Genomic DNA, 19,047 nt, shown 5'->3' with positions numbered 1-19,047 from the left:
GATGACAAGCAAAAAGAAAAGGAGCTTGCGTACAAGCCCCTCACTTTTAAGTCATAATTATCGAATTTCTTTAATACGAGCAGCTTTACCACGTAGGTTACGTAGGTAGTAAAGTTTAGCACGACGTACTTTACCACGACGTACAACTTCTAAGTTAGCGATTTTTGGTGTGTGTACAGGGAATGTACGCTCAACACCTACACCGTAAGAAATTTTACGAACTGTGAAAGTTTCGCTAATACCGCCACCACGACGTTTAATTACTACACCTTCGAAAAGCTGGATACGTTCACGAGTACCCTCTACTACTTTCACGTGTACCTTAACAGTATCACCAGGACGGAAAGCAGGTAGATCCGTGCGAAGTTGAGATTTTGTAATTTCTGTAATAATGTTTGACATTGTTTTCTCTCCTTAGACAGATGCTCTTGCACGCAATCTATGCCACAGCGGAACACCGTAATTCAGTACTTCACATAGAAGTACAGATTAAATGTTATCATAAATATACTAGGCAATCAAGCATCTTGTTGATTGTTTTTAAGTTTTTCTAAATACAATTTTTGCTTGTCAGTTAAAGGATATAGATCAAGTAAATCAGGACGACGTTCAAAGGTTCTTTTCAACGATTGCTCCTCACGCCATTGCTCAATTTTTGCGTGATTGCCCGATAATAAAACATCTGGCACCTTCATTCCTCGAAATTCTGCTGGTCGAGTATAATGAGGATGCTCTAAGAGACCAGTTGAAAAGGAATCTTGTATATGTGAATCTTCTTGGCCTAATACACCTGGTAATAGGCGTACAACACTATCGATAACCGTCATGGCTCCTAGTTCTCCACCTGTTAAAACGAAATCCCCAATAGAAATTTCATCTGTTACAAGGTGCTGGCGTATACGTTCATCATAGCCTTCATAGTGACCACATAAAAAGACTAATTCCTTCTCTTGTGACAATTCTTCTGCTTTTTTTTGGGTGAATCGTTCTCCTTGAGGGCACATTAAAATGATGCGTGGTTGTTTTCCTGCACAAATTGCTTCTACAGCGCTAAACATCGGCTCAGGCTTTAAAACCATGCCTGCTCCGCCACCATATGGATAGTCGTCAACTTGATTGTGCTTATTCCCCGAAAATGTACGGATGTCGGTTACCTCTAGCTTGACCGCATTTTTTTCTTGAGCTTTCTTTAAAATAGAAGCCCCGAAAACACCTGAGAACATATCGGGAAAAAGGCTCAGCACATGAATATTCATCATAATAAACCTTCCATTACGTGAATGACAATTTTCTTCTCATCCACATCAATATCTTTCACGATATCTTCTATATAAGGGATATAATGCTCCTTCTTTGAGCCTTTAACCACCCATACATCATTAGCACCCGTTTGTAGAATATCGTTCACAACACCAATTGTTTCGCCTTCTTCAGAAACAACTGTACAACCTATAATCTCATGGAAAAAGAATTCATTTTCTTCCAGGAGATCATCAGTCATTTGATCTTTTGTCACTTTTAACAAACCTTCTTTAAACGGCTCGACCAAATTGATGTTATTCATGCCTTCGAATGTTAATAAAATAAAGTTTTTATGACGACGCACAGATTGAATCGTTACCCAAGTTGGCTTTTTATCGTCCTTTTTAAAGGCAGCAAGCTTATTCCCTACCGCAAAACGCTCTTTTTCAAAGTCTGTTGTCGATAATATACGCACCTCTCCTCGAATACCGTGTGTATTGACAATTCGACCTACATTAAACCATTCCATTCAACTATCACCTCATTAAAACGTACTACTCTCTCCAATTGCATTCGCTTTCTACCTTTTCCCGTAGTTAGCAAATTTACTTCGGAAAAATGTAGGTTCAGCTAAGACAATCAATTGTCTCGTCCATATTAATATAATCAATTGCCTCTAGCTGTAATCTTAGTTAAAACTTTATGCCCTGTTTTTCCTAAATAAAAAGAACAATTCTAGGCGAAATAAAGAAAAAAGGAAGGAACCTACAAGCTCCCTCCTTCTTAGTCCAGATATTACGCTTCATGCTAAAGGCCACTTCGAACTCCTAAGCGACATGTAAACACACCTATCAGGACTCAATTGTACTCGTTGCAAGAGCGCGAAAATCTTTTCTATTAATCCAATATATCGACGTAGGTCTTCTTTTGATGGTGACTACCTGCCGCTGAATAAACAATTGTACGAATTGCTTTCGCTACTCGCCCTTGCTTGCCTATGACTTTCCCTCGATCCTCTGGATGAACAAAAAGTTTATAAACAATTCGATTTGCATTTTCATCCGTCTCAATACGAACTTCTTCTGGATAATCGACTAACGGTAAAACGATTGCTTCAATCAGCTGCTTCAAAGACGTCGCCCCCGATTATTTACTGAATTTTTGGTTATGGAATTTCTCCATGATACCTTGTTCTGAGAACAGGTTACGTACTGTATCTGATGGTTTTGCACCGTCAGCTAACCATTTAAGAGCTTTCTCTTCATCAATGTTTACAGTAGCTGGTTGAGTTAGTGGGTTGTAAGTACCAACTGTTTCGATTTGACGGCCGTCACGTGGTGAACGAGCGTCTGCAACTACGATACGATAGAAAGGAGATTTTTTAGCTCCCATACGTTTTAAGCGAATTTTAACTGCCATTTTAATAGCACCTCCGAATAAGTTTCACACAAGATAGTATATTATCAATGTTTAGGTTGTTTGTAAAGTGTTTTTTCTTAACACCTAAAAATTATTATTTAAACAATGAATCAAAGCCTGGTAATTTCATTTTTTTCTTGCCCTTACCACTTGCCATTCCAGTCATTTGCTTCATCATTTTTTTCATTTCATCAAATTGCTTAATCAGACGATTCACCTCTTGAATAGAGGTCCCTGAACCTTTAGCAATGCGCTTTTTACGGCTGCCATTAATCAATTCAGGATTCGTCTTTTCAGCAGGCGTCATGGAGTAAATAATCGCCTCTACACGCCCCATTTGCTTATCATCAACTTTGACATTATCTAAGCCTTTGATTTTGTTTGCACCAGGGAGCATCTTTAAAATTTCATCTAGAGGTCCCATTTTTTTAACTTGCTGTAGTTGCTCCACGAAATCATCAAATGTAAAGGATTGAGTCTTGAATTTTTCTTCTAACTCTTTGGCTTTTGCCTCATCTACATTTGCTTGGGCCTTTTCGATCAGCGATAGAACATCTCCCATACCTAAAATACGAGACGCCATACGTTCAGGATGGAAAGGTTCTAGCGCATCCATTTTTTCGCCCATACCGACAAACTTAATCGGTTTCTGCGTTACAGAACGTATAGATAATGCCGCACCACCACGAGTATCACCATCAAGTTTCGTTAACACAACTCCTGTAATACCAATAGCCTCGTTAAAGCTTTCTGCTACGTTCACGGCATCTTGACCTGTCATTGCATCAACAACAAGAAAGACCTCATCTGGCTCTTTTAATGCGCGTATATCTTTTAATTCTTGCATCAAATCCTCATCGATGTGCAAACGGCCGGCCGTATCGATAATTACGACATCGTGATGGTCTTCTTTCGCCTTTTCAATTGCCTGACGCGCAATCTTTACAGGAGAAATATCAGTGCCTAACGAAAAAACTGGTAATGAAAGCTGTTTACCTAATGTTTCTAATTGTTGAACAGCTGCTGGACGATAAACGTCGGCTGCCACTAACAATGGTTTACGATTATATTTTTTTCGTAGAACATTAGCCAATTTACCTGTAGTTGTCGTTTTCCCTGCTCCTTGGAGACCGACCATCATAATAACAGTTGGAGGCTTCGTATTAAATTTAATTGGGCTTTGCTCGCCACCCATTAATTCGGTTAATTCATCTTGTACAATTTTAATGACTTGTTGACCTGGTGTTAAGCTTTGCATAACATCTACACCAACAGCACGTTCACTAACCTTTTTTACAAATTCCTTGACTACTTTTAAGTTAACATCCGCCTCAATTAAAGCAAATCGGACTTCACGCATCATTTCTTTGACGTCTTGCTCTGATACTTTCCCTTTGCCCTTAATTTTTTGGATCGTTCCTTGGAGTCGTTCCGCTAATCCTTCAAAAGCCATCGCTTTCGCCTCCTAATCCCATTCTTTCAGCTGTTCAATAAGCGCTAACTGCTCTTCAGCTGTCATACTTTGTTCTGTTATCCCCATTGTTAGCTGTGAAAGCATTTGGGTACGTTGTTGAAATTTTTCAAGTAAACATAATTTTTCTTCATATTCCTCAAGCATTGCTTCTGTTCGACGAATATTATCGTAGACAGCTTGGCGTGAAACCCCATACGATTCAGCGATTTCACCTAGTGAGTGATCATCCAAATAGTATAGTTCCATATAACTTCTTTGCTTATCTGTTAATAATGCTTGATAAAAGTCGAAGAGAAAGTTCATGCGTGTTGTTTTTTCAAGTAGCATCGAATATTTCTCCTCCTGCTATTTAGTCATTTGTATCATATCGAAAAGCGCCCGTCTGTGTCAAGGTAATCTCCTTGTCTAAAAGCCTCATTTACTTACTTTTGGGCATTTCTTGCCTTGAACTAGTATTACTTCCCAACATGTCAATTCAATTTTTCATAGGCGAGCGTTTCTACACGATTACACCCTAGGAAATGAATGTCACATTTCTTATGGAGAGGTTAATCTAACATTAATGACCTATAAAAAAACAAACATTCATCCCCTCCGATACATGAAGGAGATGAATGCTAAATCAAGATAAAATGGCAAAGCCAATTTATCTGTTATTCTTCATTGTTTTGTAATTCTTTATCTAAACCATCAGCAAATAACCCATAGACATATCGTTCTGCATCAAATGGCTGTAAATCGTCCATTTTCTCTCCAAGACCTACAAATTTCACAGGAATGTGTAATTTATTACGGATTGCAAGCACAATACCACCCTTAGCTGTACCGTCCAGCTTTGTTAAAACGATACCTGTCACATTCGTTGCTTCTTTAAATGTTTGTGCTTGAACAAGGGCATTTTGACCAGTTGTTGCATCTAACGCTAATAATACTTCATGCGGAGCACTTGGGATTTCACGGGAAATGACACGATGTACTTTTTCAAGCTCGTTCATTAAATTCACTTTGTTTTGTAAGCGTCCAGCAGTATCACAAATTAACACATCTGCTTTTCTGTTTTTAGCAGCACGAATTGCATCATACATAACTGCTGCTGGATCAGAGCCCTCAGATTGTTTAATCACCTCACAGCCTACACGATCTCCCCACACTTGTAATTGATCAATAGCACCTGCACGGAATGTATCACCTGCAGCTAAAACGACTGTTTTGCCTTGGGACTTTAGACGATGAGCAAGTTTACCAATTGTCGTTGTTTTCCCTACACCATTCACCCCAACAAATAGAATGACTGTCAGTTCACCATCAGGCTGCATATTTAATTCAATTAAATCTTCTTCACCTTGCTCATATATTTCTACAAGCTTTTCAGAAATTAAAGTTTGTATACCATTTGTATCTTTTATATTTTTACGTTGCACTTCGAAACGTAATTTATCCATAAGTTCCATGACCGTTTCAAAACCAACATCGGCCTGTAATAAAAGGTCTTCTAATTCCTCAAAGAAATCCTCATCTACTTTACGATAACGCGCAACAAGGTCGTTGACTTTCGATGTAAAGGAATTACGTGTTTTTTCAAGGCCGGCTTTAAATTTTTGCGTAATAGACCAAGCAGAAGGTTTTTTCTCCTCAGCTGGTTGTTCCTCAATAACTTGTAGTTCTAGCTGCTCTTCTTCCTCGCTTGGAGAAGGCTCTAAATCTTTTGTACCTTCGATGTCTGAAGATTGTTCGGATTCTTTTGTCTCTTCAATTTGTGAAGATTGTTCGGATTCTTTTGTCTCTTCAATTTGTGAGGGTTGTTCGGATTCTTTTGTCTCTTCAATTTGTGAGGGTTGCTCGAATTGCTCAGAAGGTTCTTCAATCACAGTCATTGGTGACTCACTGTCTCCTTCTGATTCCTGTTGATGAGAATCCACATCATGTTCAAGAGCCTCTAGTTTTTCTTCCTCCGCTGGATTCCCCATCAATTTATCTTTTAAACGCTTAAAAAAGCTCATCCTTATTTGCTCCTTTGCTCCGCAAGTACGGGTTCGTCTTCTAATTTTACTGATACGAGTTTCGATACACCTGACTCCTGCATAGTTATACCATACAGGACATCCGCTCCCTCCATCGTTCCTTTACGATGGGTAATGACAATGAATTGTGTTTCACCACTAAACTTTTTCAAATATTGGCTGTATCTCACAACATTTGCTTCATCTAAAGCAGCCTCGACTTCATCGAGAATACAAAATGGGACTGGTCTTATGTTTAAGATGGAGAATAATAAAGCGATCGCCGTTAGCGCACGTTCACCACCAGAAAGTAAACTTAAATTTTGTAATTTTTTCCCTGGAGGTTGAGCAACGATTTCAATGCCTGTTTCTAGTAAATTTTGCGGGTCAATAAGCACTAAATCGGCTTGCCCCCCACCAAACAATTCACGGAACACAAGTCTAAATTGTTCTCGAATTGCAAAGAACGTTTCGCTAAAGCGCATTGTCATTTCTTCATCCATTTCTTTAATGGCTTCATGCAATGTTTCTTGCGCCGCAAGCAAATCCTCTCGCTGTTCAGTTAAGAAAGTATGTCGTTCGAGTACTCTTTCATATTCTTCAATCGCACCTAAATTAACAGGTCCAAGCTCTTCAATTGATTTTTTAAGCAATTTAACACGTCGGCGTATAAATTCCTCATCTTCTATAGCCCGTGCTTCTTCTTGTGCTTCTTCGAAGGTTAGCTGATAGTTTTCCTCAAGCTGTTCTGTGAAATTGTCCATCTCAAATTCAACACGGTTTCGTTTCAACTCATTTCCACGTATCGCTTCAAGATATCCTTTATGGATTCGTTGTAATTCCTTCAGCTGCGCCTCTAGCGTTGAAAGTTCATTCTGTTGCCCTACTTTTTCTTCTTTTTTCTGAGAAATTGCCTGTTGTAGCTCATCTCTTCTAGCCTTCCAAGTCATCACCTGTTCATCGACCTCTTCATCACTTAAATAATTTGTCGATTCATCAGATTGAAGCCATAATATTTCCTGAGAAATATTTTCAACTTTTTGTTGAGCTTTGTTTAATTGTAGGGCTAAATCAGCTGTAGCTATTTGAACTTGTGACATTTGTTCCTGCATTACAGCTAATTGTGAGCGTTTTTCTGCCAATTGCTCTCGTAATACATCTTTTTCTGTCTCACTTTGTAGTTTAACCTTACTTAATTGCTCAACCGTTTCGTTGATTTCGATTAATTCTACTGCAAGCGCGCTTAAACGTTCCTCTGCTTCTTGCTTTTGAGCCAATAATGCCTCTTCTCGTGTTTTTACATCTTGTGTTTCAGTCGAGGCAAAAGTTACTCTAGCCGACAAGCTTTTCTCCACAGCTTCTAACTCACGTAAACGACCCGCCTGCTGCATCTCATCTTTTCGTAATTGCTCCCCTTCAAGCTTCAGCAGCTCTACTTGATCACGAATTGTTGCTAGCTTTTCCTTTTCCGCTGCAACAGCCTGTTCGGCACCATAAATGGAAGCTTGTAGAGACTCTAGCTTTAGAACTAAACCATCTAATTCCGCTTTTCTTGTAAAGAGTGAAGATTGCTGTTTCAAAGCACCACCCGTTAACGAGCCCCCTGCATTAACAATATCTCCATCAAGCGTAACAACTCGATAACGGAACCCACATAATCTAGCAATTTGACTTGCCCCTTCAAGATTTGCTGCAACGATGACATTCCCTAGAAGGTTTTCAACAATCGTTCGATTATCTTCATTGAAAGTCACTAACGCATCCGCCATTCGAACAAATGCTGGGTGCTCAGTGGCCAATTGGATAGTCGCTAGATTAATTTTGCGTGATTTCATTACTGTTTTCGGTAAGAAGGTCGCACGTCCAGCTCGCTTTTGTTTTAGCCAATGAATAGCCTGTTGGGCATGGCGTTCATTAGTTGTGACAATGTGCTGAGAGGCAGCTCCTAAAGCGGTTTCTATTGCTTGTGAATATTTCCCCTCAACTTGAATTAACTCAGCTACGGCACCCTCAATACCTTGTAATTCCCCTTTATCTCGTGCCAGTAGTACTTCTTTAACACCTTGGAAAAACCCTGAAAAGTCAGCTTCAAGCTCCGCTAACGTGTCTTTTCTAGCTTTAAGTTGCTGCTGATGCTGATAAGCTTTATACAGCATATCTTGCTTCTCAGTAAAGGTTGAATTAACATTTTTCAACTGTATTTGCAAAGCATCATATTGGTCTAGCTTTTCTTGCAAATCATTTGTTGTTGTAGTATGTACTGCTACTAGCTGTTCTTTTTCAGCAATAATTTGCATAAGCTCTTGCCCAATTTCATCAGTTTGGTCAGACATTCGTGTTGCCATAGCTTTTTGTTGAGCCAACTGCTGATCGATATTTTTTAACTCATTTTTGATGGTCGCTTCTTCATTCAACGAATCGATATATCGATTTTTTTGCTCCTCAATTTCTTGTTCAATTTCTTTTACCGAGCGATTTAATGATTGCTCTAACTGTTTAATGCTCTGTTTTAGCACCGACACGGCTTGTTGTTTTTCTGAGAATACAGCTTTTTTCTCTTGCTCCTGAATAAGCAATGCCTCTACTTCTGCTTTTGCTTCTTGTAATGACGTATTCAGTTGCTGTAATTGATTGGACGCATTTTGACGCTTTTCAGCCATTAGCGCCTTTCGTCCATCCCATCGTTCTACCTCCATTGTGGCATTAACTAGGTCAGCTTGTGAAACATCCAAATATTCATCAAGCTCTTTTAATAGCTTACGAATATGAATTGTCTGTTTATCGAAAGCTGCAATATCTTGAGCTTGCTTTTGCTCTATCTCAGATAGGTTTGTGTATTCTTCTTTTAGCGCACGCAAAGACTGTGCACAATTTTTAAAATCATGCACAAGAATGGCAATATCAAAATCTTTTAGCTCAGTAGACATTTGTACATAGTCTCTTGCACTAGATGCTTGCATTTCGAGAGGTCCTAGACGACTGTCTAATTCATGAAGAATATCTAATACACGATACAAATTTTCATCTGTCTCAACAAGTTTATGCTCTGCTTTTTTCTTTCTTATTTTATACTTTAGTACGCCAGCTGCCTCTTCAAAAATCGAACGACGGTCATCAGGTCGGCTATTTAAAATTTCATCGACACGACCCTGTGAAATTATAGAAAAAGCCTCTTTTCCAAGGCCTGAATCCATAAACAAGTCCGTAATATCCTTCAGGCGACACTGCTGGTTATTTAATAAATATTCACTATCACCTGAACGGTATACGCGTCTTGTTACGCTGACTTCTGTATAGGAAAAAGCAAGTTGCTCGTCGGTATTATCTAATATTAGTGTTACCTCTGCAAAGTTGAGCGGCTTCCGAGAGTCACTCCCTGCAAAAATTACATCTTCCATCTTTGATCCACGTAACGACTTTGCCGATTGCTCTCCAAGTACCCAACGTATTGCATCTGTGACATTACTTTTTCCACTGCCATTTGGTCCGACAACCGCTGTAACACCGGGTACAAAGTCAATACCAATGCGCTCCGCAAATGATTTAAAGCCAATCACTTCTAGTCGTTTTAGGAACATCTTTTAAGCCTCCTCTTTTGCAGCTTCTTCTCGCATCATACGCATAGCACATTGTGCAGCTTGCTGCTCGGCTTCTTTTTTCGATTTTCCTCGACCAATACCAAGCTCTTGTCCGTTCAGTAAGACGCTTGATACAAAGGTACGATTATGTGCAGGACCTTTTTCATCAATGATTTCATAATGAAGAAGTCCATTATTTGTTTGCTGTACCATTTCTTGCAATTGGCTTTTAAAATCCATCACATGCGAAAAAGCACCGACTTCTACTTTTGGGAACACGATACGTTCTAAAAATGACACGACCGTTTGTAAATCTTGATCTAAATATAAGGCACCTACAAATGACTCAAACACATCTGCAAGTAGTGCTGGGCGTTCCCGTCCACCTGTTAATTCTTCACCTTTTCCAAGTAAAACAAAGCGACCAAAGCCTAGTTCATTTGCAAAAATAACTAGAGATGGTTCACAAACAATGGATGCTCGTAACTTTGTTAACTCACCCTCGCTCATATTGGGGTATTTCTCAAAAAGATATTTAGAAACAGACAGTTCAAGTACTGCGTCCCCTAAAAATTCAAGACGCTCATTATCCGTAAATAGCTTACGGCGATGCTCATTCACATAAGATGAATGCGTGAATGCTTGATACAATAAATTTTTATTAATAAATGTGATATTTAATTCATGCTGTAGCAGCTCGAATTGATTGCGTACTTTTTCAGGAAGTACGCCAGATTTCTGCATAGTTCCTTTTCTTTTCATAGCCATTGAACAAATCTGCCTTCCTAATAGTTTCTACCGTTTTAGTGTACCTTTTTCAAAGCGTTTATGCAAAAGTATTTCGGCATAAACACAATATTTTGGAAAATTTTCAGCAAATTTATTTCCAAAATCAATTAAGCCTTGGCACATTTGTGTCCCAATCGATCTTCGGGATGTAAATCCACTATATAATTGAAACAAAAAGAGGACGTCTATAGATCGAAAACCGATCTATTTCGTCCCCTTTGAATACATCTTGTCTATTAGATCTGCTTCCCTGTAAAGAAAAGCAGGAAACTATTTCTCCTTTATTCAACCAATCATAAATACCATTTGTATAATTACGATAACCATTACACCAATAAGGGTGATAAATTTCTGCTAAATAAAGTACAAACGAAATTAGTTTATTTTACTTTCGATGTATGAAATTGCAGAACCTACTGTTGAGATTTTTTCAGCATCTTCATCAGAAATTTCCATATCGAATTCGTCTTCAAGCTCCATTACAAGCTCAACTACGTCTAATGAGTCAGCACCTAAATCATCACGGAAAGAAGCTTCAAGTGTTACTTCGCTTTCTTCAACACCTAAACGGTCCACGATTACTTTTGTTACGCGTTCTAATACTGTAGACAAATGATTCACCTCCCCTCAAATGATTATACAAAAAATTAGCGCTCCTGCCTAATTGAAATTACATGACCATACCACCGTCTATATGAAGCGTTTGTCCAGTCATATAGTTTGCGTCATCGGATGCAAGGAAAACAACTGCCTTTGCAATATCCTCTGGTTGCCCTAGTTTTGCAAGCGGAATTTGAGTTAGCATCCCTTGTTTAATATCTTCTGGTAACTGATCTGTCATTTCAGTTTCGATAAAACCAGGTGCAATAGCATTAACTAAAATATTGCGAGACGCTAATTCCTTCGCAGTTGTTTTTGTTAACCCAATAACACCCGCTTTAGCAGCTACATAGTTTGCTTGGCCCGCATTTCCAGCTACGCCAACAATCGATGAAATATTAATAATTCGACCAGCACGTTGCTTCATCATTTGACGTGTTACCGCTTTGGTACATAGGAAAACACCCTTAAGATTCGTATCTAAGACATCATCCCATTCATTTTCCTTCATGCGCATAAGTAAATTATCTCTTGTAATACCAGCATTATTCACTAAAATATCAAGGGAGCCAAATGTTTTCACAGCTGTATCCATTAATGCTGTCACTTCTTCTGTTTGAGAGACGCTAGCTTGTACAGCAATTGCCTCACCACCACCTTCTTGAATTATAGCAACCACTTCTTCAGCTTTTGCTTGCGAGCCACTATAATTCACGACAACTTTCGCACCTTCGTCAGCAAGCTTTAATGCAATAGCACGACCTATTCCTCGTGAAGCTCCTGTTACAACAACTACTTTTCCCTCAAGTTTACGCATTGATTGACCACTCCTTTGACGCTTCTAGAACCGCTTCTAATGATGCCTCATCATAGACACAATAGGCAGCAACAGAGCGATCGATTTTTTTCAATAGACCACTTAATACTTTACCCGGGCCACATTCAATAAAGACATCCACACCTTGTGCAATCATTTCGCGCATAGATGCCTCCCATTGAACAGCACTATAAACCTGTTCAACAAGCTCTTGTTGAATAGCCGGAACATCCGTTAACTCCTTAGCCATCACGTTCCCTACAACAGGAATTTGCGGAGCCGCTAAAGTAACATCAACCAACGCAGCTTTCAGCATCTCTGACGATGGTCGCATCAGTTCAGAATGGAATGGACCACTTACAACTAATGGTATTGCACGCTTAGCCCCTGCATCTTTTGCAGCGCTTGATGCCTTCTCAACACCCTCTTTTGTTCCTGAAATAACAATTTGCCCCGGGCAATTAACATTGGCGACCTGCACAGGATGACCTGTTGCAGACACTTGCTCAGTTACTTCATTTAATGCTTCTAATTCCATGCCTAAAATCGCTGCCATAGCACCTTGTCCAGCAGGTACAGCTTCGTTCATATAGAGTCCACGTTTATGCACAATCTTCACGGCATCTTCAAAGGACATGACGCCCGCAATAACCAATGCACCATATTCTCCAAGGGAGTGACCTGCTGCATAATGCGGTTGAATTCCGGCTGCACGTAGCTTCTCTGCTACCATTACACCTGTAGTTAATAGCGCTGGCTGAGCATGATATGTTAAAGTTAATTCCTCCGCTGGACCTTCTAACATTAGCTTAGATAGCTCCAAATCGAGAGCTTGGTCTGCACGATCATAGAAGGCTTTACTTTCCGCTGCATTTTCAACAAACTCTTGCCCCATTCCCACTACTTGCGAACCTTGTCCCGGAAAAATAAATGCTATTTTCGTCATTTGAAAAATCCCCTTTGTTAATCAATTTCTATGTGGCGTACTGTTTCTGTAATTGTCGAAATAACAGTATGTTCAACCATTGTGTTTGCTTGGCGGATAGCACTAAAAATCGCTTTCGCATTAGATGATCCATGAGCCTTTATTACAGGTGCCTGTAAGCCAAACAATCCAGCCCCACCGTATTCTGTATAGTCCATTTTATGTTTTAAGTCACGTAAATTATTTTTCATAAGGACCGCCGAAATCTTCGTTTTTGTTGAGGACATAAACGCCTCTTTTAACATTGAAAATAAAGCGCCCGCCGTACCTTCAATTGACTTCAACACCATATTCCCCGTAAAGCCATCCGTAACAACAACATCAGCTACTCCTTCAAGTAAATCACGTGCCTCTACATTACCAATAAAATTCAAATTCGCTTCTTTTAATAAATCAAAGGTTGCTTTCGTTAATTCATTTCCTTTTTTATCTTCAGTACCGATATTTAATAAGCCGATTCGAGGTTTTTGTAACCCGCCAACTTTTTTCGCATAAATATCGCCCATAATCGCATATTGTACTAGATGTTCTGGACGGGCATCTGCGTTAGCACCTAAATCAAGCATTAAAAAGCCCTTACCATCAAGTGTTGGTAATGTCGTCGCTAAAGCTGGTCGGGCAATTCCTTCAATACGACCTACTTTAAATAAACCACCTGCCATTAAAGCACCTGTATTTCCTGCTGAGAGACAAGCATCTGCTCTACCCTCATCCACTGCATCCATCATGCGCGCCATGGAAGAATCTTTTTTTCTACGAACAGCACGTGCTGGATCGTCGGTTCCTTCAACTACTTCCTCACAATGTACGATCGTTAATCGATCATGCTGCTTTAAAAATGGCTCAAGCTTCTCTTGCTGTCCATATAATTGAATTTCTAAATTTGGAATTTGCTCTAATGCCAAGAGTGCACCTTCAATTACTGATTTTGGTGCATTGTCTCCACCCATTCCATCTAGCGCTAATTTCATTATTACTCACCTTTACCTTTCGTACGGTACATATCAAATTCACCAACAAAAACGGTTTCGCCATTAACAGTAGATGTTACCTCAACTTTTGTCCGATGATTTTTATCATCTCGTCCGATAACAATCGCTTTTGTAATAACACGATTTCCAGCACGAACAGGTTTCACAAACGTAATAGTAGAATGTACTGTCAATGCTAGTTCATCGTTAATAACGGCAACCGCTAAAGAGTTTGCTTGTGCGAACAAATGATGTCCACGTGCGATGCCGTTGCGCTGGAAAACATGCTCTTCTTTCACATCAAAAATCGAAAGTGCTCGATTATCTAATTCAATATCAACAATTTCTCCGATGACCTCATCAATCGGTAGAGATTTCACTTCATTTTCATAGTTTTTTGAAGCGACATCTTTAATACGCTCTCGTAATTCTGGTATGGATAATTCCATACGGTCTAAGCGAATTGTTTGAACACTTACCTGAAACTGTGTTGCTAGCTGTTCATCTGTGACGAATGGATTTTCAGCTATCGTTTCAGTTAGTAGTCGCTGTCGTTCTTTTTTTGTTCGTCTCAACATCATTCGCCACCTTTTGAGTTGTTATTAGCACTTGGTACTAATATCAGTATATAGAGGTTAAAAAAAGAATGCAAGACTTGTTTTAAAATCAAGTGCCTGCATTCTAGCGTGAATCATATTACTATATTAATCGAAGCGCTCCCCTTGCATAACGCCAGAATCTTCTAACATTTTGCGTAAGTACTGATAGTCGTCATCATGCCAAAAGGCATCGGTTTCCAGCATCATAGTTGCATCTTTGCGAGCGGTTTCAAGAATCCGATAATCATGGACTAAATCAGCTACTTTGAAATCTGGTAAACCACTTTGCTTGCGTCCAAAAAAATCCCCTGGCCCTCGCAACTCTAAATCTTTTTCAGCTAAGCGGAAACCATCATTTGTTTCTGTCATAGACTGCATTCGCTCTTTTCCTTCGTCAGATTTAGGATCAGCAAGTAAAATACAATAGGATTGATGCTCACCTCGTCCAACACGTCCACGTAACTGATGCAATTGCGCTAAACCAAATCGTTCAGCGTCATAGACAATCATAAATGTCGCATTCGGTACATTCACCCCTACCTCAACGACTGTCGTTGAAACTAAAACCTGTATGGAACCATCACTAAAAGCACGCATGACAGCATCCTTTTCATCTGCTGATAAACGTCCATGCATTAATCCCACTTGATAGCGGCCATTAAAATAAGTCGCTAGCTGTTCATAAATTTCAACTGCATTTTGAACATCAAGCTTATCGGATTCCTCAATGAGAGGACAAATGGCATAGGCCTGTCTTCCAGCGGCTAGCTCTCCTTCTAGTTTTGACATGACCGATCCGAATTGCTCTTTTTTCATCCAATGTGTTTCAATTTGTTTACGCCCTGCCGGCATTTCATCAATCATCGACACATCCATTTCTCCAAATGCTGTAATGGCAAGTGTTCTTGGAATAGGAGTCGCTGTCATAAAGAGCACATCTGGGTTTTCCCCTTTATCTCTCAGTATACGTCGTTGTTCAACACCAAAGCGATGTTGTTCATCGGTAATAACAAAACCTAGCTTTTTAAAAATAACATCTGGCTGGATTAAGGCATGTGTACCAATCACAATATCAAGCTCTCCATTCGCCAAATCTGCTAGTATTACACGTCGCTCCTTCATTTTGGTTGACCCAGATAACAAAGCTACACGTACGCCAAATGGTTGGAACCATTCTTGCAAGTTCTCCAAGTGTTGCTCTGCTAAAATTTCCGTTGGTGCCATTAATGCCCCTTGATAACCCGCTGATACTGCAGCATATAGACCGATAGCTGCTACCACCGTTTTCCCTGAACCTACATCACCTTGTAATAAACGATTCATTCGATGTGGTTCCTTCAAATCTTTACAAATTTCATTGACAACGCGTTTTTGAGCATTGGTCAATTCATACGGTAACGCAGCGATAAATTCACGGAGCAAATGCACATCATATTGAATCACAGTTCCTTGTTCATTTTCCTTACGTACCTTACGTAATGCTTGCATACGTAGCTGGAAATTTAATAGCTCTTCATAGGCAAAACGTCTTCTTGCTTGTTTGGCATGTTGCGCATCTTGCGGAAAATGAATCCCCTCCAAGCCTTCTTGTATAGGCAAAAGCTTATAGGAATCCTGAAAATGTTGTGGAATAGCATCAGGCAAATTAGCCCCATATTCGTCCAATACTTGTCGCATATATTTTCGAAATCTTTTTTGTTGAATTAATCCTTTCAGACTGTATACAGGTTCAAAGTCCACTTGATCCGTTTTAGGTCCAAATGAGACCGATGTGCCATTGATGACCTGTCTACCACGATCCCATTTCCCAGTCACTGTAATAATGGAACCAGGTACAAGCTTTTGCTTTAAATAGCCCTGATTGAAAAATACGACTTTCACTAAATGTCTTCCAGCTAAAACGGTTACTTGGAGTCTTGATTTATTGCGGCCTAAAAATAAAATGGTAGGTTCCCGCTCCACCTTACACTCAACTGTAACCCGTTCGTTATGTGGTGTTTGCGCTAAATCCTTTAAACGAAAATCTTCATGTCGATGTGGGAACGTCCATAATAAATCAGCTATTGTATTGATTCCTAGTGATTCAAGATGTGCTGCTGTTTCTTTCCCGACGCCTTTTAATTCATTGACGGGTCCATATAATTCAGTCATCTTATCCCACACTCCCTTCATTGCTTGTTTATGTAGTGTTATAGCCTCTCTATCTTAATGTACCATAAATTATTTCCCTAACCCTACATATAAGCAAAAACCCTACCATTGATTGATAGGGTTAGATTTTGATTATTTAATTTCACAGGAGAAACATGTAATTTCTTTCACATATTGCTCATCAACTTCTATTCCCAATCCAGCTTTATGGCTTAACTGCAGGATGTCTTTATCGTATGTAACATTTGCCACGTCTTTTACAAACATTAAAGGCCCAACCATCTCGTTGGTATGGATAATCGACTTACTGATCGCTAGGTGTGCCCCAGCCATTGTTGCGATTGCTGATTCTACCATAGAGCCTACTTGACAAGGCATCTCTGCAGCCTCTGCCAGACTTGCAAGAGCTAGAGCTGGATAGATTCCACCTGATTTCATCAATTTTATATTTAGCATATCCGCAGCGCGCATTTCTATGACATCGACTAAATCATAAATATTATGAACACCTTCATCCACCATAATACTACAAGGTGAAAGGGCTCTAATTTCTTTTAATGCTCTTAAATCATGTGCTTTTACAGGTTGCTCGTACCAGTCTACATGACAAGCTATTGTTTCCCTTATTACTTTTAGTGTCTCCATCCTATTCCAACCTTGATTGGCATCTACCCGGAGTTGCACCTCATCACCTATTGCTTCTCTTACCGCACGAATACGAGCAATATCTAATTCAGCATTTGTACCAACCTTAATTTTAATATTACGGAAACCCGATGCTACAAATTCACTTGCATCTTTAGCCATTTCCTCAGGACTCTTAATACTAATCACTCTTGGCACCTGTAATTCCTTATGTGCTTTTCCACCAATTAATTGATAAACTGGTTGTCCAGTTATTTTCCCCATCAAATCATAGAGCGCAATGTCCAATGCTGCTTTTGCTGAAGGAACTCCATCGATTTTTTCATTAAACTTTTTATGAATACGCTCTACTGCAAATGGGTCTTCATTAATCAATAGTGGTGCTAATACATGTTTAATAACGTGATACGTACTCTCCCAAGTTTCACCAGTCACATTTTGATCAGGCACAGCTTCGCCCCAGCCAACTACCCCCTTATCCGTCTCGATTCTGGTAAGAATAGTAGGCATATCATCTAAATGAACATACGAAATAACGAATGGTTCCTTTAATTGTAAACGTGCTGCAAACACTTCAACCTTTTTTATCACGATGTAAAACTCCTTTTCGTATAAATAGTTTGATTATTTATGTTGCAAGATAATATTTATAAATAATTGAATCGCATTAGGAAAAACATCTTCATCTAAATCAAATCGTGGATGATGATGTGGATATTGGCTTTTTTCCCCCCCCATACCTACAAAAACAAATGCTCCAGGCTTATGTTGTAAATAATAAGAAAAGTCTTCTCCACCCATGACTGGTTCGACTACCTTAAATGCGGTATCTCCAAATTGTTCACGTACAATCGATTCAATAAATCGCGATTGTGTCGAATCATTGACGAGCGGAGGTGTTCCTAAAATAAAATCGATTTTGCCCTCTGCTCCAAATGCTCGACAAATTCCTTCTGTTAAACTTACCATTTTCGTTTTTATAATTTTTACAGTGTTCGGTGTCAAAGCTCTGATTGTTCCGGTTAATTTTGCCGTATCAGGAATAATATTATAAGTGGTTCCAGCTTGAATATTACCTACTGTAATGACACCCGCATCAATAGGATTAACATTTCTACTTATGATACTTTGAAAAGCCTGCATTAAATGGCTCGCTATATAAATAGGATCAATTGTTTCATGTGGCATTGATCCATGACCACCATATCCTTGAATTATAATTTCAAAATCATCAATAGAAGCCATCATTGGTCCATGTGTTAGTCCCATCTTCCCTTTCTCTAAACCTTGCCATAAGTGAATGCCAAAAATAGCCTCTACATCTTCCAACACACCTTTTTGAATTAATAAATCAGCACCACTTGGGGTGATTTCCTCTGCTGATTGAAATATAAGCTTAATATTCGGCTCGATTTTTTCTCTATTCAAGCTTATCCATACAGCAACTGCTAATAAAATTGCAGTATGACCATCATGGCCACACATATGAGCAACACCCTGCTTGTTGGAGATATATGGTTTATCCCCCTCTTCTACTATAGGTAATGCATCTATATCAGCACGTAATGCAATAGTTTTTGATCCATTTGTCCCTTTTATAAATGCCACTACACCTGGAGGTTCGTAATCTAGAATTTCTATATCTAATTCCTCTAGTCTTTGGCGAATAAACTCACTTGTTTCGTATTCCTGACCCGAAAGCTCTGGGTATTGGTGCAGATGACGGCGATCCTCTATTGCTTTTTCTGCTAATTTTTTTATATTCATTATTTCCATT

Annotated in this window: 18 protein-coding genes; all 18 read right to left on the bottom strand. The window is 39.3% G+C overall.

Annotated features, from left to right (window positions below):
* Positions 1-57 precede the first annotated feature (57 nt).
* Entirely contained in the window at positions 58-402 is a 345-nt protein-coding gene (gene rplS, locus A2J09_RS01285) for a 50S ribosomal protein L19 (RefSeq protein WP_008181294.1), read from the bottom strand.
* A gap of 116 nt (positions 403-518) precedes the next feature.
* The gene (trmD, locus tag A2J09_RS01280; RefSeq protein ID WP_025113917.1) at positions 519-1,256 is read right to left on the bottom strand and encodes a tRNA (guanosine(37)-N1)-methyltransferase TrmD; all 738 of its coding nucleotides are present in this window, start codon (positions 1,254-1,256) and stop codon (positions 519-521) included.
* On the bottom strand, positions 1,256-1,771 hold the full coding sequence (rimM, locus tag A2J09_RS01275; protein ID WP_031418980.1) for a ribosome maturation factor RimM: 516 nt from the start codon (positions 1,769-1,771) through the stop codon (positions 1,256-1,258). Before rimM ends, trmD begins: the two co-directional genes overlap by 1 nt.
* Before the next feature lie 368 nt (positions 1,772-2,139).
* Positions 2,140-2,373 (bottom strand): KH domain-containing protein, encoded by a 234-nt coding sequence (locus tag A2J09_RS01270; protein ID WP_004269410.1) that lies wholly within the window; start codon positions 2,371-2,373, stop codon positions 2,140-2,142.
* Between the two features lie 15 nt (positions 2,374-2,388).
* Positions 2,389-2,661, bottom strand: coding sequence for a 30S ribosomal protein S16 (gene rpsP / locus A2J09_RS01265; protein WP_004269411.1), 273 nt, complete (start codon positions 2,659-2,661; stop codon positions 2,389-2,391).
* 94 nt (positions 2,662-2,755) lie between these two features.
* Positions 2,756-4,114: a signal recognition particle protein gene (gene ffh, locus A2J09_RS01260; RefSeq protein ID WP_012293243.1), complete on the bottom strand. Its 1,359-nt coding sequence runs from the start codon at positions 4,112-4,114 to the stop codon at positions 2,756-2,758.
* A gap of 12 nt (positions 4,115-4,126) precedes the next feature.
* Complete coding sequence (locus A2J09_RS01255) at positions 4,127-4,462, bottom strand: putative DNA-binding protein (protein ID WP_012293242.1); 336 nt, start codon at positions 4,460-4,462, stop codon at positions 4,127-4,129.
* 326 nt (positions 4,463-4,788) lie between these two features.
* Positions 4,789-6,135, bottom strand: a complete 1,347-nt coding sequence (gene ftsY / locus A2J09_RS01250; RefSeq protein WP_012293241.1) for a signal recognition particle-docking protein FtsY — start codon at positions 6,133-6,135, stop codon at positions 4,789-4,791.
* 2 nt (positions 6,136-6,137) lie between these two features.
* On the bottom strand, positions 6,138-9,713 hold the full coding sequence (smc, locus tag A2J09_RS01245; protein WP_012293240.1) for a chromosome segregation protein SMC: 3,576 nt from the start codon (positions 9,711-9,713) through the stop codon (positions 6,138-6,140).
* A 3-nt stretch (positions 9,714-9,716) separates the two neighbouring features.
* On the bottom strand, positions 9,717-10,481 hold the full coding sequence (gene rnc / locus A2J09_RS01240; protein WP_012293239.1) for a ribonuclease III: 765 nt from the start codon (positions 10,479-10,481) through the stop codon (positions 9,717-9,719).
* A 396-nt stretch (positions 10,482-10,877) separates the two neighbouring features.
* The gene (gene acpP / locus A2J09_RS01235) at positions 10,878-11,114 is read right to left on the bottom strand and encodes an acyl carrier protein (protein ID WP_008181678.1); all 237 of its coding nucleotides are present in this window, start codon (positions 11,112-11,114) and stop codon (positions 10,878-10,880) included.
* 58 nt (positions 11,115-11,172) lie between these two features.
* Positions 11,173-11,919 (bottom strand): 3-oxoacyl-[acyl-carrier-protein] reductase, encoded by a 747-nt coding sequence (gene fabG, locus A2J09_RS01230; RefSeq protein ID WP_012293236.1) that lies wholly within the window; start codon positions 11,917-11,919, stop codon positions 11,173-11,175.
* Positions 11,912-12,865 carry an ACP S-malonyltransferase gene (gene fabD, locus A2J09_RS01225; RefSeq protein WP_036160954.1) on the bottom strand — a complete coding sequence of 318 codons (954 nt, stop codon included), beginning with the start codon at positions 12,863-12,865 and terminating at the stop codon, positions 11,912-11,914. The genes fabG and fabD overlap by 8 nt, the downstream gene beginning before the upstream one ends.
* Before the next feature lie 17 nt (positions 12,866-12,882).
* Positions 12,883-13,875 (bottom strand): phosphate acyltransferase PlsX, encoded by a 993-nt coding sequence (plsX, locus tag A2J09_RS01220; RefSeq protein WP_031418975.1) that lies wholly within the window; start codon positions 13,873-13,875, stop codon positions 12,883-12,885.
* Between the two features lie 2 nt (positions 13,876-13,877).
* Entirely contained in the window at positions 13,878-14,450 is a 573-nt protein-coding gene (fapR, locus tag A2J09_RS01215) for a transcription factor FapR (RefSeq protein WP_031418974.1), read from the bottom strand.
* 129 nt (positions 14,451-14,579) lie between these two features.
* Positions 14,580-16,625, bottom strand: coding sequence for an ATP-dependent DNA helicase RecG (gene recG, locus A2J09_RS01210; RefSeq protein ID WP_031418973.1), 2,046 nt, complete (start codon positions 16,623-16,625; stop codon positions 14,580-14,582).
* 132 nt (positions 16,626-16,757) lie between these two features.
* Entirely contained in the window at positions 16,758-17,861 is a 1,104-nt protein-coding gene (locus tag A2J09_RS01205; RefSeq protein ID WP_012293230.1) for a mandelate racemase/muconate lactonizing enzyme family protein, read from the bottom strand.
* A 33-nt stretch (positions 17,862-17,894) separates the two neighbouring features.
* Positions 17,895-19,046: a M20 metallopeptidase family protein gene (locus A2J09_RS01200; protein WP_012293229.1), complete on the bottom strand. Its 1,152-nt coding sequence runs from the start codon at positions 19,044-19,046 to the stop codon at positions 17,895-17,897.
* Between the last annotated feature and the right edge of the window lies 1 nt (position 19,047).

The sequence above is a fragment of the Lysinibacillus sphaericus genome (assembly GCF_001629735.1).
Lineage (GTDB): Bacteria > Bacillota > Bacilli > Bacillales_A > Planococcaceae > Lysinibacillus > Lysinibacillus pinottii.
The sequence above is the reverse complement of the archived record's forward strand: the minus strand, read 5'-3'. Positions and strand labels throughout refer to the sequence as shown.

Coding starts and splice junctions, on each gene's coding strand:
- smc (WP_012293240.1), bottom strand. CDS start 9,713: ATGTTCCTAAAACGACTAGAAGTGATTGGCTTTAAATCATTTGCGGAG.
- trmD (WP_025113917.1), bottom strand. CDS start 1,256: ATGAATATTCATGTGCTGAGCCTTTTTCCCGATATGTTCTCAGGTGTT.
- rnc (WP_012293239.1), bottom strand. CDS start 10,481: ATGGCTATGAAAAGAAAAGGAACTATGCAGAAATCTGGCGTACTTCCT.
- fabG (WP_012293236.1), bottom strand. CDS start 11,919: ATGCGTAAACTTGAGGGAAAAGTAGTTGTTGTAACAGGAGCTTCACGA.
- plsX (WP_031418975.1), bottom strand. CDS start 13,875: ATGAAATTAGCGCTAGATGGAATGGGTGGAGACAATGCACCAAAATCA.
- rpsP (WP_004269411.1), bottom strand. CDS start 2,661: ATGGCAGTTAAAATTCGCTTAAAACGTATGGGAGCTAAAAAATCTCCT.
- rplS (WP_008181294.1), bottom strand. CDS start 402: ATGTCAAACATTATTACAGAAATTACAAAATCTCAACTTCGCACGGAT.
- recG (WP_031418973.1), bottom strand. CDS start 16,625: ATGACTGAATTATATGGACCCGTCAATGAATTAAAAGGCGTCGGGAAA.
- rimM (WP_031418980.1), bottom strand. CDS start 1,771: ATGGAATGGTTTAATGTAGGTCGAATTGTCAATACACACGGTATTCGA.
- fabD (WP_036160954.1), bottom strand. CDS start 12,865: ATGACGAAAATAGCATTTATTTTTCCGGGACAAGGTTCGCAAGTAGTG.
- A2J09_RS01200 (WP_012293229.1), bottom strand. CDS start 19,046: ATGGAAATAATGAATATAAAAAAATTAGCAGAAAAAGCAATAGAGGAT.
- ffh (WP_012293243.1), bottom strand. CDS start 4,114: ATGGCTTTTGAAGGATTAGCGGAACGACTCCAAGGAACGATCCAAAAA.
- A2J09_RS01255 (WP_012293242.1), bottom strand. CDS start 4,462: ATGCTACTTGAAAAAACAACACGCATGAACTTTCTCTTCGACTTTTAT.
- ftsY (WP_012293241.1), bottom strand. CDS start 6,135: ATGAGCTTTTTTAAGCGTTTAAAAGATAAATTGATGGGGAATCCAGCG.